The sequence below is a fragment of the Leptothoe sp. ISB3NOV94-8A genome (assembly GCF_043421595.1).
Taxonomy (GTDB): Bacteria; Cyanobacteriota; Cyanobacteriia; order Phormidesmidales; family Phormidesmidaceae; genus Leptothoe; species Leptothoe turfae.
Genome location: NZ_JAXSQW010000001.1, coordinates 2,166,813 through 2,181,189, shown reverse-complemented (window position 1 = coordinate 2,181,189; position 14,377 = coordinate 2,166,813). Strand labels below are relative to the sequence as shown.

The following is a 14,377-nucleotide window of genomic DNA, read 5'->3' as shown; positions in this document are numbered from 1 at the left end:
ATAGCTCTTACAAACTACTTGTGTAAACGTATAAAGATTCCGCACTACAAATAGCATCAACATCCAGAAGGAATAGCTTTTCATCTTCCCCCTGAAACTGTCCTTGCAAATATGGTGCAAGCCCTGGCATTATCTCCTCAAATGAGGGTATCAGGTCTTCCGGATTCATCCGTAACGTACCTTGAATCTGAGGAACATACAGGCCTAGAAATTGGCAATCAGATTCTTGACCATCATCTAACATAACCTCAACCACAATGATATCGTATTGCCGAGAACGAACATCCTTTTGAGGTACTTCTAACAATTTAGGGAGGTCAAGTACCCATAATATTTTACCTTGATGACTCATCAGACCTAGCACAGAAGCAGGCATATTTGGGATAGGTGAAACCTGATGAGCTGAAATCCTGAGAGTTTCTACCACCTGTACCAAAGGAATAACTACAGTTAAAGATGAACCAAGGTAAAATTTTAGATATAACTCTCCTGTTTGAGTTTGGGGTTCAAACACATCAGGCAGTAAAGCTTGGAGTCGTTCGATCGGTTTTTGCGTCGTTTGCATGGGTCAATAAGAAGTATCAAAAAGCATAAGACAGGATCTGACAACACCAGAACCAAGGAAATAGAATATAAGCCATACTACGCACCAATGAGCAACATGCCGCACCGCATCAAACTGCGTCAATAAGTTGTTCTACTGCGCAAGACTTGACGGCATAAGCTGCAACTCCTTCCTTCTTAGCCCAAGAGTGATCCATTTCGCGATCTTTGGCTGTGCAAGCAACACAGGAATATAAGATATTTCGACTCTGTTATTGCAATTCTTGAATAACATCCATCAGTAGCATAAGACGGCTTTGACTAGATGTGTGATAAACCTATACATACCTAACTTGTTTCAATCACCATAAAGTTTCTAATGCATTCTTATGATTGCGTAAGCAGTTGTGGAAGTACTTGTAGATTGCCCAACAGCCCCATATAAGTATCAAACCACCTATTTAGTGTCAAATACTTGTTTCGTTTGGCAGGATATCTTGACCTGCATATGTGAGGTCAAATCTTCGAGAGTGTAGTGTCCTAGGACATTGTATTATGCAATTCCTGAATCACTGCCATTATGTAAAATTATCAATTCGCAAAAGTCTCATCCAGAAACCTTATGCTTGAGACAAGAATCATCAATCACAACTTTACGAGGGAATCATATTGCCAACACTACACACCCGGGAAATTCCTAAGGGTTTCTATCTGACCTGCAATCGAATATTGCACCTCAGTCCCTTTACCGTAAGGACATGTAACCTAAATGTTTTTTGAACAGCTTCGACAAACTGGTCTACCACGCAGAAAATTCAATACATTACTAGGCTTGACAGGATTAAGTCTGGTATTAACGATCTCTGCTTGCACACCCAAGGCAACTGTTGAGAATAATGCTGGGGCAAACAACGGCAACAGTGCAGGTAGTATGCCAGAAGAAATCAGAGTAGGTTATCAGGTGATTCCCAATGCTGAGCTATTGGCAAAATCCCAGGGTATGGTTGAAGAAAACCTCCCAGGGGTTGAGATAGAATGGGTTCAGTATAGTTCTGGTGGTGATGTCAACCAGGCGATGATGGCCGGAGAAATTGATTTAGGTTTGGCTGGCTCTGTCCCTGTTTCTACAGGCATTGCCAATAATCTGCCTTACCAGGTTTATTTCATTCATGACATTATTGGTGAGAACGAGGCTCTTGCCATCAGGCCTGACTCTGGGATTATCCGCCTTGCTGATATGAAAGGGAAAACTATTGCTGTGCCATTTGGCTCGACGACCCACTTTAGCCTTTTATCGGCCTTACGAGAAAATGGGGTAGATGCTGCGGAAGTCAAGATTGTTGATATGACGCCGGATGAAACATTGGCGGCATGGCAGAAAGGAACCATTGATGGCAGTTTTATATGGCATCCAGTTCTGGGTAAGCTTCAAGAGGATAATGGTATTGTTATTACATCGGCCAAGCAATTAGCTGATGAGGGTATTATCACCGCTGATTTGGCTGTTGTTCACCAAGATTTTGTCAGCCAATATCCAGAGGCCGTTGAGAAATATGTCATGGCATTAGATGAAGCGGTTGACTTCTACCGTGCAGACCCAGAATCAGCTGCACAGGCTATCTCAGGCGAACTTGGATTAACACCTGAACAAAGTCTCGATGTAATGAACGAGTTAGTTTGGCTCAGCGCTGAAGAACAAGCGAGCATTAAATATTTAGGCACATCGGATGCACCTGGTGCTTTGGGTAAAGTCCTACTGGAATCAGCTGAGTTTATGGTCGATCAAGGCGCTATTGAACAAGCACCTGATCTAGCAAGCTATCATGCTGCAATCTACAATAATGCGGTAAATTCCGCTGGTGGAGCTGTAGCTGCCAAGTAAGGTTCCTCAAACATATTTCACACTTGATAAGTAACTCCCGTAGGAAAAACGAAGTCTGATTCGTGCTGCGGGAGTTACTACTAGTTTTAATACAACATTGATGGGCTATTGATTAGGGGACTGCACAAAAATAAAGACCCGGGTTGGGGCTGTCGATGGGTGGATGAGTAATGGGATAATGGGGTGATTATTTAAGCGCCAGCGCCTTACGTTGGTCATCAGCTTTTTACACCAAACTTGTAACACACCTTAATGCATAAATCCCCTAGCCAGAGCGCATGCCCTAGCTAGGGGATATTACTGCTTAAATTAAAAAGATGCAACAGTTTTTATGGGGGCAAAGCTCAAATACATGAAGGAATCAATCTGTTCTTAAACCCATTCTCCACATTACCCAGGACTCCCAATGTCATGACAAGCATATTGGGAATAAGTGCAATATGGAGATAGGTATCTAAGCGATCTGGCTTGCAGGGACGTCCTAATAAAGCCTTATATACTAGACGACCGAGCGAACTGCATCGACTAATTCTTGCTCAGTACAGGGCTTAACCACATAGGCGGCTACCCCCTGCTTTCTGGCCCAGTTCTGGTCCATTTTGCGATCTTTAGTTGTACAAGCCACGACGGGGATTGCTGCAGTGTCTGGTTGACGTTTAAGTTCACGGCACAATTCCAAACCTGTGATTTCAGGCATCACTAAATCTGTTACAACAATATCGGGTTTGTTGGCTTTGACCATGACAAGGGCCTCTGCACCACTTTCAGCGGTGGTAACGTTATAACCGGCTCGTGATAAGTAGTTAGACATTAAATCACGCTGAGCCTGCATATCGTCAACAACAAGTATATTTTTACCCATGGATTACTCCTTAGAACATCAAAAAATATAGGAAACGAAAGACTTAGAACACACACTTAGCCTGCCCAGAGCTTTCTATGCAGCAACAACAATTGAAAGATACTCTTCAACAATGGCGAGCAAATCTGCTTTTGAAAAAGGCTTGGTTAGGTAATCAGTGGCACCAGAGGATTCGGATTTGGCTTTATCTAAGACACTAGTATTACTGCTGACCATAATGATTGGCACCTTTTTGAAGACAGAGCTACGACGCAGGATCGTGCACAGACGATTACCGTTAATACCTGGCATGGAAACATCCATCAAAATTAAGTCTGGTTTCATGGAAAACAGAGTTGACATTGATTCCATCGGATTTTCAACGGTGGCTACATCAAAGCCTTCTGAACCTAAGTAACCTTGAATCGTTTCTAGCATGGCTGGGCTGTCATCAATGCAAACAATCTTGTGAACCTTTCTATGGGTTGGCAAGGAGGTTGGGGGTGAAATGGTTGGTTTCCCTACGGCCTGAACACTGTTCGGGGCTGGAATATTGGGAAGTTTGTCGTAAGGAGAAACCGGAGATTTTAAAATAAAGTACTGTTGTTGTATGTACGGATTTAGCAATTGGGCAAATTTCAGAGTATCTTGCCTCACAAATGACGCGAGTTGTTGAATATTATTGCCATTCATCAGCTGAGCCAGTGCTTGAAGGAGTGTCTGAGTCAATATACCATTGGGCACAGGCTGACTAAGCTTACTTCGGTCAGGGCAATAGGGCCGCTGGTAGGGTGAGGACACTATTTGACTCAACCTTTGCCAGATTTTGAGTTGTTCTTTCAACTGGTTAATGATGGTTGAGAAAGAAGCAACATCAGGGTGATATGACGTCTGGTCTAGCCATACATATGTTGCTTGTCTTAACCAAAACAACGATTCTAGGGCGTCTTTAGACAGTTCCAGCTTAAGCATTTGGGTGGCATTACTGTCTAATACTCCCTCTTGATATAGCTGATTGCTGGCTTCATAGAGTAACCATACTTGGTTAGTGGATAGTTGAACGCTTCGAAAATCGGGCTGTAAATTGTCTAGCATCTTTTCAGGCACCCGATACCCTAACTTATTTAGGCAGTATTTTATTGTCTCGAACGTCTGTATGGAATGGACGGCATATTGAAGGCGGCCTTCCTTGACAAAAACATTCCAGGTGATGCCATTGCTCTTAACCTGTAAGCAACCATTTTTTTTGGATTGGGCAATGTCAAGACACTGCTTAATACCGTTAAAACTATCGACCATGTACAGAACCTAACTAACTGATCTTTCACTCAAGTTCACAGCTTTTGTTTATGGAATACGAATAAGCTGTTTAACTACTTAACATCTACCTCTACACTCAAATCCTTGGAGGCTTTAAGTCTGGTCTTTACCAGTCTTGGGAAAAGGGAATGAAGAGGTAAATAATGGATGACTTTAAGATTCCCATTTCTTGTTTAAATACAACATTGGTTAATCCTTTTTAAAGCCAAGCAATAATCGTAATCTTGTTACTTCCAGCTCTACTCTAGAAGCAACAAGATTAATATTGCTGTTTAGGAAAAGTGATTAAATTGCGTGGATTTGTTGGGCATGCATGCAACAGATATTGTACTGGTTACAGCCAGTCAACATACTTTCTCTCTACTATTCAAAACCCATCAACAATAAGATCAGACTCCTCAACAGTTGTTAATTTCTGCTTCAATACCACCAAAATAAAACTGGCGACAAAACCTCCAGTAATCAAATATAGCCATAGATTAGTCCCCATCGTCTCAGGATGATCCAGTGCCCAGCCTCCTAGGGCAGGGCCAACCGTAAATCCAATGGACCAGCATTGAGATTCTAGGGAAAAGTAAATCCCTCGCAAATTTGAAGGTGCCATTTCACCGAGAAGAGAAACCCCTGCTGGTGAATAGAGGATTTCGGCCAGAGCGATGAGGCTAAAGGCACTGATGGCTATCAATAGTGGGTCGATTGCAATATTGCCGACAAGCCACAGCAAAAAGAAAGCAGCACTCCAAATGATGAGGGCGACTAACATAATGGAGACATGGTTGATGGTTTTGACTAAACGGGTGATGGGGAGCTGAAAAACAACTTTTAGGACAACGTGCCAGACGAAGAAGTAGCTGATCCACTGTTCTGAGAAGCCAATTTCTGTATTGCCACCAGGGATAAAGTTGGCGAGGTACAGAGGTAGGGTGCTGGTGTACTGGGCGGCATAGATAGTAAAGATGATATTGGCGCTGAGGAAGGTGAGGAGGTTGCGATCGCGAAATGCTTGCCACCAATCTTGCCATACGTTACGCACGTCACCGAGGGGCTGTCGTGTTTCTGCAATTGCCACATAGATCACCCCAGCAAATAGGGCGTAGGTTAAGCCTTTTAGGATAAACAGAATGCTGTAGTTACCAGACATAGCCACATATTGTCCAGCGAGTAAAGCACCCAAAGCAAGGCCCAGATGATCCACTAGCCGCGTTAGGGCAAAGGCTTCTGTACGGTTTTCTGTTGTGGTCAGGTCTGTTGTGATGGCTAAATTTGCAGGCCAGTATAAGCTGATTCCTAACCCCAACAGCAGATTGCCTAAAACTAACAGCACAAAGGTATTGGCAAAGGCAAGACAAAAACAAGCTAACGCCGTAATCATGGCTGATAGCATCAGCGTTCGACGACGACCCCAAAAATCAGAATCAATGGCATAACCGGACCAAAAACGTCCGACTATTCCAGCCAGACCGCTACTGCTTAAGGCTAACCCGACTTGAGTCGGAGAAAAGCCAAGTTCGTTGACAAAGTAAATCGAGGCATAGACCAGGGTAAATCCCTGGCCGATGTATAAAAGCAACTGCCCGGTCGCTAGAATCCATATTTCGCGTCTGAGTTGAGGTAGCCAGGCAAAGATGCCAGTGGCGGTGTCTTGCAGGTCGGTCTGAGCTTCGGTGTGCTCCATGGATGGTTATGTTCTACCTATCGCCCAGAAGTGGGGCTCTATTATTATTGTCTCTATCATTATTGTCCCAAGTGCAGCTGTAATGCCGCAAATTATCGTTGTGCTAGTAGGGCTGCAGCAACGCGATCGCGTAACGATAGTTTGCTCAAAAGCTGTGCACTCGTTCTGCCATACCGTTAGAAATCACCTTAATCGCTGTCAGGGAGGGGGCGTATATGGCGCTTATGGTCAAACAATCAAAAAATAAACGGGACCAACCGCTTCGTCCGTTGCCGATATGCCTGATATTGTTCACCAAATTGTTCCAGCATCATTTTCTCCTCATTACCCACCCGGAGAAAATATAGAAAACCAAACGTAATTATGCCTGAAAGACCGGCAATCCAATTTGTTAATAATAGTGCTTGGGCCATGGCCCATAACCAGAGCGAGGTATACATGGGGTGGCGGATAGATCGATAAATGTCGTTGGTAATTAATGTATGGTCTTTTCAAACCTGCAATGTGGGTGACCAGTTTTTGCCGAGATCATGGTGAGAACGCCAAAATAAGTAGAGCGCGATCTCAAACATCAAAATGCCCAATACATTCGCCCAAATCGGTAGAAAATAGTTAGCAAAATTAAACAGTGGCGTAACAATATAAATCAGCGGCAAAACAAACATCCCCAGCAGAACAAATGCTAACAGGCCATTCTCTAGAGGGGTTTTACGGTTATCGATGATGGTATTCTCCTTAATCTCCCGTTGATAGGGTTTGCGGATAATCCCTGTTAATACGAAGAAAACTAAGAAGATAATTTTGAGAATGAGGGAATCCATGATTGACCTCTTACATGCTAATTAAGTTTACTTCCAGACACAGGATCAGTTATTTATTAAGAGTATTTCTCAATAAATAACTCCCATGATCATAGCGAAATCCCCCAGGAATGACGGGCCATTACTCAATCTTTTGTAACGTAGCTCTCTTCCTGCTAGTTGATGGGCAAACGCGTTTGCTTTGCCTCAAATGCAGATCCTCTTGCTGCGGCCCATTGAATCAGCGCTGCGGTTAAACCATTTAGAGAGTACTCATTAGGCTGAATATCTACCCGACTAAAGATCTCTTGACAGGCTTCAGATGTTAGTGGTCCAATAGAAGCGATCGCCACCTTTTCCAATAGCTGTTCTGGCAATGCGCCCAGCTTATTTTGATGGGCCTGTAGGAGTTGTTGGAAGCATCGAACTGTCTTAGGACTGGCAAATGTAACTACATCAATAATTCCTTGCTTGAGGGCCTGTAGCGTGTCCGGTTCAATATCCTCTGGACAGGCAGAGCGGTAGGCTGGAACATCCCACACCACAGCCCCTAGGCGAGAAAGTTCAGTAATGAGTAGGTCCCGTCGTTCATCTTCCAAGCAGGGATATAAAATTTGGGCCCCGTTCAAGTGATCGCGATCAGGAAAATGTTCCACCAGCGAATCAGAAATGAATTGAGGTGGAATAAAATCGGGTGTCAGCCCCTTTTGTTGCAAGAAAATTGCAGTTTTTCGACCGACAACCGCAATTTTGACTGTGGCAATGTCTTGGAGTGAATAGCCCTGGGATCTCAAACGCTCAATAAAGAACTTGCCCCCATTAGCCGAAGTTAGAATCAACCAATCAAACTCCGATAGCCGGGAAAGTTGTTGGTCGAGCTCGTGCCAACTAGACGGTGGCTGAATCGACAATGCCGAGAGTGAGATCGCATTGGCTCCCTGACCCCTAAGTTGTTGGACAAAGGTATCGGCTTGGTCTACGGGCCTAGTCACAAGAATAGTTTCACCCGAAAATCGAGTAGCAGTCATCTTTTTACTCTTATTGTCGTCGCTACATCTAGCTTACATTCGAATCCCCCTTAAATTATTGACATAGAAAGGTTTAAGGGTACTCATGCTGATCAGCGGTTAGGATGGGCATTGCCTCCACCCTACAGGGATTTAATAAAGTACTGCCACCTCAGATCTTGATCTTGTTGTTATATTTCAACAACTTACTACAGATCCCCAGACGGTTACCCTAAGTTCTGAAATGGTCAAGCAGCAAACGGAAACGGCGATCAATTTTATTCTTGCAGGTGTAGGTACTTAATAGCACGCATATTTGCAATGGGATCTCAGGGGCAGTGCTTGATGAGTTGGGTCGTGTATCCTGTTAAGTGATATCAATAACAACTTTGCCGATGAGTTTGCCGCTGTCCACTGCATCATGGGCAGCGGCGGTTTCGTTTAAGGGATAGTGGGCTGCGATCAAATGTTGAAGGGCACCATCGCGACTAGCCTGATTAATGTCGCGGGCAGCGGCCTCATGGGCTGCGTCACTCATGGCGTAAACCAGCACTGTACGGAGGGCGGCATTTTTGTAGAGCAGTTCATAAAAAGGAATTTCTACTTTAGCTGCATTGCCTGACTCATAGGTGGCAATCACGCCATTGCGGGCAACAAGTTTGGCGTTGATGTCAATGTTGGCAGCCAGGGCAACATCGACGATGCGATCGCACCCCCACTTTCCGGTAATCTCGCGAACCTTTGCGACCACGTTTTCCTGCCGATAATTAATCACATAATCAGCCCCCACTTGTTTGGCAACAGCTGCTTTCTCATCACTGCTCACTGTCGCCAAGATTGTCTTCGCGCCACCCCATTTAGCTAGTTGAATGGCATACATGCCAACGGCACCGGCTCCTCCATGCACCAGCACCGTTTTGTCAGTAATGGGACCATCACTAAACACGGAAAAGTGTGCCGTCATCGCTGGAACACCTAAGCTAGCGCCTGCTGCAAAGTCCAGAGACTCGGGCATCGTCATTGCTTTATGGGCAGGCACCACTACATAGTCTGCAGCTGTGCCAAATGCTGAGTGTCGTTGGGCTTCGTAGATCCACACCCGTTCTCCGATGCGCTCAGGTGACACATTCTCTCCTACGGCATCAATCACCCCTGCACCATCGTTGTGGGGAATAGTTTTTGGGTAGGGTTGTTTTAGCCCCATCCAACCACTGCGAAACTTGGTATCAGAGGGATTAATGCCGGAAACATGCACTTTGATTCGCACATCTCCAGCACCAGGTGCTGGCTGTTCCATATCACCATATTCTAGAACCTCTGTTGCATTACCTGGTTTTTCATACCAAACAGCTTTCATTGTACGTTCTCCTTTAGGGGCATTTTTTGGATGTAGAGACGTTGCATACAAAGTCTCTAGAAATCAATTATGTTGCGATCTCGCCAAAACTTACCACTGTCTTTCCCAGAAGCCTCGGTGGCTAACCAGATGGCCGTATCTGCTCCTTGTTCTGGTGATCGTGGTGCTGAGGATCCTCCCATATCGGTTCTGACCCAGCCTGGACACATGGCATTCACAACAATGTTTTTAGACCTTAGTAATTGGGCCAGCATGATAGTGGCACCGTTGAGCGCTAGCTTGGAAAGGCAGTAGCTAGGTGCTGTTGTGGTGAGGCCATCCAGCGCTCCCATACCACTGGAAACGTTGATTATCCTAGCATTCTCAGCGGCTTCTAACAGAGGTAAGAAGATTTGCACCATGCATACCACGCCAAATGTGTTGGTGTGCATGGCTGAAGCTAACAACTCGCGGGAGATGGTTAGTATGTCGACGCTGTTATCTGGGTAAACGCCAGCATTATTGATTAATACATCTAGGTGGTTGATGCCTTGGGATTTAAGTGTCTGAACCGCTTGCTTGATGGAGCTGTCATCGCTAACGTCTAATTCGAGGGGAATGACGGGACCGTTGAGGGTTTTGGCAGCTTGTTTGGCACTGTTGAGCGCGCGCGCGGTGAGGATTACTTTGTAGTCTTTGGCGAGGAGGCCCTGTGCGATCGCAAATCCAATGCCGCGATTGCCACCGGTTACTAGTGCTTGTTTTTGTTGTTGTGTGGTCATGGGGTGAATTTTCTGTTGTGGAATGGGTGTCGTGCTCTTCTCGTTTCACCATTGGCTTATTCAACAAACGTCAAGACAGTTAAATAGATCATCTTTGAAACCATACCTAAAATAAAAACGTTGCGTTTCGTATATATATCTTCTAAACGATTCGTATCGGAAATGTCAACACTTCTGAGATAATTTCTGTACGATTCGTATCGTATGTATAATCAAAAAACCTGAAAAGCTTGAGGTAAATAGTATGCCACGTCAGAAAAGCAGCGCCAAATCCAACCAGCCGGCCTCGGTTGGACGACCCCGTTCCTGGGAGTCGAAGCAGGCAATCCTGACAGCAGCGTGGAAATTGCTGCAGACATATAGCGTCCGCAAGGTTTCTATTGAGGCTGTCGCCCGTGAAGCTGGGGTGGGTAAAACAACAATTTATCGCTGGTGGCCCAGTAAGGCGGCGGTGATTGTGGATGCGTTTTTAGCTCAGGTGGAGCCAAGTCTGCCGTTTCCTAAAACGGATACTGCGTCGGCATCTTTAGCATTGCAGATGCGCCAGGTGGTCAAGATCCTGAGTGGTGATGTGGGTCGGATTGTGGCACAAATTATTGCTGAGGGACAGTGTGATCCGGAGGCATTGGAAAGTTTTTGCGATCGCTTTCTCAAGCCTCGACGCAATGCTGCCCGACACATAATTCTCCAGGGTATCGAGTCTGGTGAATTTGCCCCAGACATAGACCCAAATTTAGCGATGGATATTCTGTATGGGCCGATCTACTATCGTCTGTTAGTAAAGCATTTACCTTTGGATGAGGCGTTTGCGGCAGCATTGCATAGGCAGGCAATTGTCAGTATTCTCAAGCCATAAGAGGCTGGCAAATAGCTGGGACTACCATTCCCACTTTTGAAGACAATTTATACCTTTACAAGTTAGAGCGTAAATTACTGACTACACCCAAGAGGGGCGGGAACGTCCTCAGACAAACACCTCTATATGAATTCATCTATGCCCTTACCTGGTCGAATCAGGCAGCTTAGAAATTCTTCTTTAGTTTTTATAACAATTTTTGTTGTTTTATCTCTAAGTAGACATTTGACTTCAGTTACAGGATAGAGCTTACAGCAAACGATGCCTGATCTCTAATCATGGATAGCTAATATGAAATATTAAAGAGAACAATAATCTATCAAACTTATTAAAATAATCCACTAACCTGACTAAGTATGTGATATGAGACTAGTTTATTGAGTTTAAACCTGCATGCATACTTAAGATAATCACCGTAATTGTTAACCGTCTTGTGGTTCTCAGGCAACTTCTCCCCAGACAGCGCAGCCTAGTATATAATCGTGTTCTATACTTGGGACATCACTTTACTAAGTGGCATCTGTCACTTGGCTGTTTTTCACCTATGTCAGAAATCTTTTTCTTTTTCTGACTTTATGATGAACAAATCAAGTGTCGCTACTCCGAAGACATTTAAGAAATCATAAAGGAGCCAAATGCAAGCGCGGATAGCAAAAACATCAACCCTTTCGGACCTAGCTGAGTGGCTGGAACAGAAGGGCTGGAAGGAGCTTCCACCCAGTTCAGCCGTGCTTAATTACTGTGACCGTCTTTGGCAAAAGAAAGCTGGTTGTTTATTGGTAAATCTCTATAATTATGATGCATTTCAAGCAGGAGAAGCAAATATTGATGGAGAATTAAACTCCTTTGCTATTGAATTAGCTGCCCAATCTACTGATGGTTACTGGGCAAGGCATGAAAAGTATGGTATCCGTGGCAGTGAGCTAAAGGATGTTTTGGATGATCAAGTAGTGAAATTGTTGAAAGCGTGGCAAGTTATCAATGAATGCTAGTGAGATCTTCACAGCTCGTACTGATGTTGAGCGTAAATCCCAGATATCTCTTCATACTACGTAGCTACTTACACGTATGTGTGAATATATCCCATTAGACGCTCAAAGCTAAAGGGTTTAGCAAGGTACTCATTAGCCCCTAAAAATAAAGCCCGTAGCCGTTCCTCTTCACTAGATAAGGCTGTCACAACTATCACAGGGACCTGTAAGTTCTGGGCACGTATTGCACCAAGAATTGATACACTATCTAACTCTGGCAGAACCAAATCCAACAAAACCAGATCAAACATGTCAGAGAGAGCTAACGGTATGGCTCTCTCTTCATTATTCACGGCTAACGTTCGATGCCCCAGTTGCTGCAATCCTTTCGATAGAAAAGAAACAGCATGCGGTTCATCTTCAATAATCAGAATACTTGCCACAAGAGTACTCTCAAGTGATGGTGGGCTCTTTGTAAATGCAGCTTTTCAGGACTTTCACCAAGAGTACTACCTGTTACTGGCACTGATGATAAACCTGGGCTTTTCAAGCAATTTGTCTGATGTCACTTGCGCCACAAGGCCTAAAACACTTAAGCCGAGATAAATCAATTTCTCTTGAAGTAATCTAAAAGCCTGACTTTTCAGACAGTACACGGTTTAAATATTGAATGATGTATGCAGTTATACTTTAGGACATTTTTTGTAAAGATGAGCCTGTAAGATACATAGCAGCATTGGACCTCAAGATCTGATAGCTCATTAGGATAAACTACTCATTCAAAGGGAGCTAACTCCCTGTAATTGGTAGGGTCAGCCTTACTATTGTTCCCTGCTGATAACTACTTCTCACTACAAACTGTCCTCCAATAAGGGCAACAATTCTTTTGACAATTTTCAATCCTAGCCCTGTATGCTCTTGCCCATAAGCTTTCCGATCAAACTGGATTGAGTCATCAATGGTGGCAATTTGTTCTTCTGTCATCCCTTGCCCTGAGTCACGGATGAATAGAGTCACAAAATCTTCTGTCACTTCACTTCTAACTTCAATAGGTGTTTCTGGTGGAGAAAATTTTAGGGCATTATCGAGTAACTCATTGAGAATAATTGATAGATATCGAGCCGATAGTGCAATTTCGGCATCCTCAATTATCAAGACCAGGTCATTACTACGGTTATATCTGTGTGCAAGGGGTGCTGTTAGTTCAACAGCCCTACTCAAGCTTTGCTTCTCTTCAAATTCTAAAGAGCTTGGTTGACTAGCAGCAAGCTCTAACTCCATATAAACCTGAAACTTGACTGTTAGATTTTCTAAACGTTGGGCCGATTGCTCAATCCGATCGCACAGATCATGGTGGGATAATTGAGAAGCTAAGCTGGCTCGTAAATCATCGAGGGTACTTTCTAAAAGATTAATTGTATTTGATTGGATACGAGATAGTGTTTCGTTTGTGTCATATCCTTGTTTAATTTTAAGCATGGAGTTCACACAAGTGCGCAGCTTGAGCGAGTCAACCGGTTTAGTAAGAAAGTCATCAGCACCTGCGTTGATACAAGATGTTACTGTTGTTCTAGTATCTAATATTGTTACTACAATAATAGGAACATTCTGCCATTGGGGTGATGCCTTGATGCGACGGCACACTTCGATACCACTAATACCCGGCATGAGAACATCGAGCAAAATTAGATCGGGCTTAAATGCATCTAGAGATACAATGGCATCCTCTCCACTGGCAGCATAATAAAGCTGATAATCCTGACGATTGAAGAGGGCCTCGATAATGTCAAAATGACTAACTTCATCATCAATCACTAAAATAACGGGCTGTTTCATAGAGCGTTCGTTTGTTCGCTTAAAAGCTTCTCAATAGTAATGGCAAGTTGCCCTAAATTAACTGGTTTGCTCAAGTACTCAGGTAAACCTGCCCCCTGTTCAAATATTACTAATAATTTTACCTTTACCGCCCTGAAGCTCAGCAATGCGTTTTATTAAAGCGATTTTTAGGCCTGCTCTAACTTATTATCGGCTAAGCGCATCATCAGTTTGAATAAAGAGTTTGAATAGCTTTTGCATATAATCAGATTTAATACCAATGCCTGGGTTAATGACAAGAAAATTTAATAAGATGTTGCGGGAGTTAGATGTCTCCGCATCGCTGGTCTCGTTAGATGTCTTTTCAGACTGTTGTTTATGATCATCTTAAGGTGGCAAAACCCCCTGCTGGTAAGATTTTAATGGCATCGCTGAGTAGATTAATTAGCAGTCTCACGTATACCAAGAATGGTGTTTAGAAGTGTGCAGGATTCATGTGGGAGTCGTTAACCAACGAATGCACCGCTTATTCTAATTTGGGTAAGATAA

13 protein-coding genes and 1 pseudogene are annotated in these 14,377 nt (G+C 43.9%); 3 read left to right on the top strand and 11 right to left on the bottom strand.

What is annotated here, in order from left to right; genetic code table 11:
- Nucleotides 1-7 precede the first annotated feature (7 nt).
- A complete protein-coding gene (locus SPB21_RS09445) occupies nt 8-565 on the bottom strand; it encodes a chemotaxis protein CheW (protein ID WP_499866403.1) in 558 nt (185 codons plus the stop codon).
- Between the two features lie 747 nt (nt 566-1,312).
- Here SPB21_RS09445 and SPB21_RS09440 point away from each other — a divergent pair.
- Nucleotides 1,313-2,425, top strand: coding sequence for a taurine ABC transporter substrate-binding protein (locus SPB21_RS09440; RefSeq protein ID WP_163664015.1), 1,113 nt, complete (start codon nt 1,313-1,315; stop codon nt 2,423-2,425).
- A gap of 499 nt (nt 2,426-2,924) precedes the next feature.
- On the opposite strand, the gene SPB21_RS09435 is transcribed toward SPB21_RS09440, so the two are convergent.
- The 8 genes and pseudogenes from SPB21_RS09435 to SPB21_RS09400 all read right to left on the bottom strand — a co-directional run bounded on the left by SPB21_RS09435 (nt 2,925) and on the right by SPB21_RS09400 (nt 10,186).
- Nucleotides 2,925-3,287, bottom strand: coding sequence for a response regulator (locus SPB21_RS09435; protein WP_006513972.1), 363 nt, complete (start codon nt 3,285-3,287; stop codon nt 2,925-2,927).
- A 75-nt stretch (nt 3,288-3,362) separates the two neighbouring features.
- Complete coding sequence (locus SPB21_RS09430) at nt 3,363-4,565, bottom strand: response regulator (protein WP_499866402.1); 1,203 nt, start codon at nt 4,563-4,565, stop codon at nt 3,363-3,365.
- 388 nt (nt 4,566-4,953) lie between these two features.
- Nucleotides 4,954-6,261 carry an MFS transporter gene (locus SPB21_RS09425; protein WP_499866401.1) on the bottom strand — a complete coding sequence of 436 codons (1,308 nt, stop codon included), beginning with the start codon at nt 6,259-6,261 and terminating at the stop codon, nt 4,954-4,956.
- Nucleotides 6,262-6,497: 236 nt separating this feature from the next.
- A pseudogene (locus tag SPB21_RS09420) lies at nt 6,498-6,740 on the bottom strand (isoprenylcysteine carboxylmethyltransferase family protein); the annotation flags it as partial.
- A 12-nt stretch (nt 6,741-6,752) separates the two neighbouring features.
- Complete coding sequence (locus tag SPB21_RS09415; RefSeq protein WP_499866400.1) at nt 6,753-7,082, bottom strand: hypothetical protein; 330 nt, start codon at nt 7,080-7,082, stop codon at nt 6,753-6,755.
- Between the two features lie 155 nt (nt 7,083-7,237).
- Entirely contained in the window at nt 7,238-8,089 is an 852-nt protein-coding gene (locus SPB21_RS09410) for a uroporphyrinogen-III synthase (protein ID WP_163699402.1), read from the bottom strand.
- A 346-nt stretch (nt 8,090-8,435) separates the two neighbouring features.
- The gene (locus SPB21_RS09405) at nt 8,436-9,425 is read right to left on the bottom strand and encodes an NADPH:quinone reductase (protein ID WP_163699404.1); all 990 of its coding nucleotides are present in this window, start codon (nt 9,423-9,425) and stop codon (nt 8,436-8,438) included.
- A 56-nt stretch (nt 9,426-9,481) separates the two neighbouring features.
- Nucleotides 9,482-10,186 carry an SDR family NAD(P)-dependent oxidoreductase gene (locus SPB21_RS09400; protein WP_499866399.1) on the bottom strand — a complete coding sequence of 235 codons (705 nt, stop codon included), beginning with the start codon at nt 10,184-10,186 and terminating at the stop codon, nt 9,482-9,484.
- 244 nt (nt 10,187-10,430) lie between these two features.
- Here SPB21_RS09400 and SPB21_RS09395 point away from each other — a divergent pair, with 244 nt between their 5' ends.
- On the top strand, nt 10,431-11,042 hold the full coding sequence (locus tag SPB21_RS09395) for a TetR/AcrR family transcriptional regulator (RefSeq protein WP_163699409.1): 612 nt from the start codon (nt 10,431-10,433) through the stop codon (nt 11,040-11,042).
- Nucleotides 11,043-11,677: 635 nt separating this feature from the next.
- Nucleotides 11,678-12,034, top strand: coding sequence for a hypothetical protein (locus tag SPB21_RS09390; protein WP_163664000.1), 357 nt, complete (start codon nt 11,678-11,680; stop codon nt 12,032-12,034).
- 68 nt (nt 12,035-12,102) lie between these two features.
- On the opposite strand, the gene SPB21_RS09385 is transcribed toward SPB21_RS09390, so the two are convergent.
- Together SPB21_RS09385 and SPB21_RS09380 are read right to left on the bottom strand one after the other, a co-directional pair.
- On the bottom strand, nt 12,103-12,456 hold the full coding sequence (locus SPB21_RS09385) for a response regulator (RefSeq protein ID WP_163663998.1): 354 nt from the start codon (nt 12,454-12,456) through the stop codon (nt 12,103-12,105).
- 346 nt (nt 12,457-12,802) lie between these two features.
- Nucleotides 12,803-13,849, bottom strand: coding sequence for a hybrid sensor histidine kinase/response regulator (locus SPB21_RS09380; protein ID WP_499866398.1), 1,047 nt, complete (start codon nt 13,847-13,849; stop codon nt 12,803-12,805).
- Nucleotides 13,850-14,377: the final 528 nt, after the last annotated feature.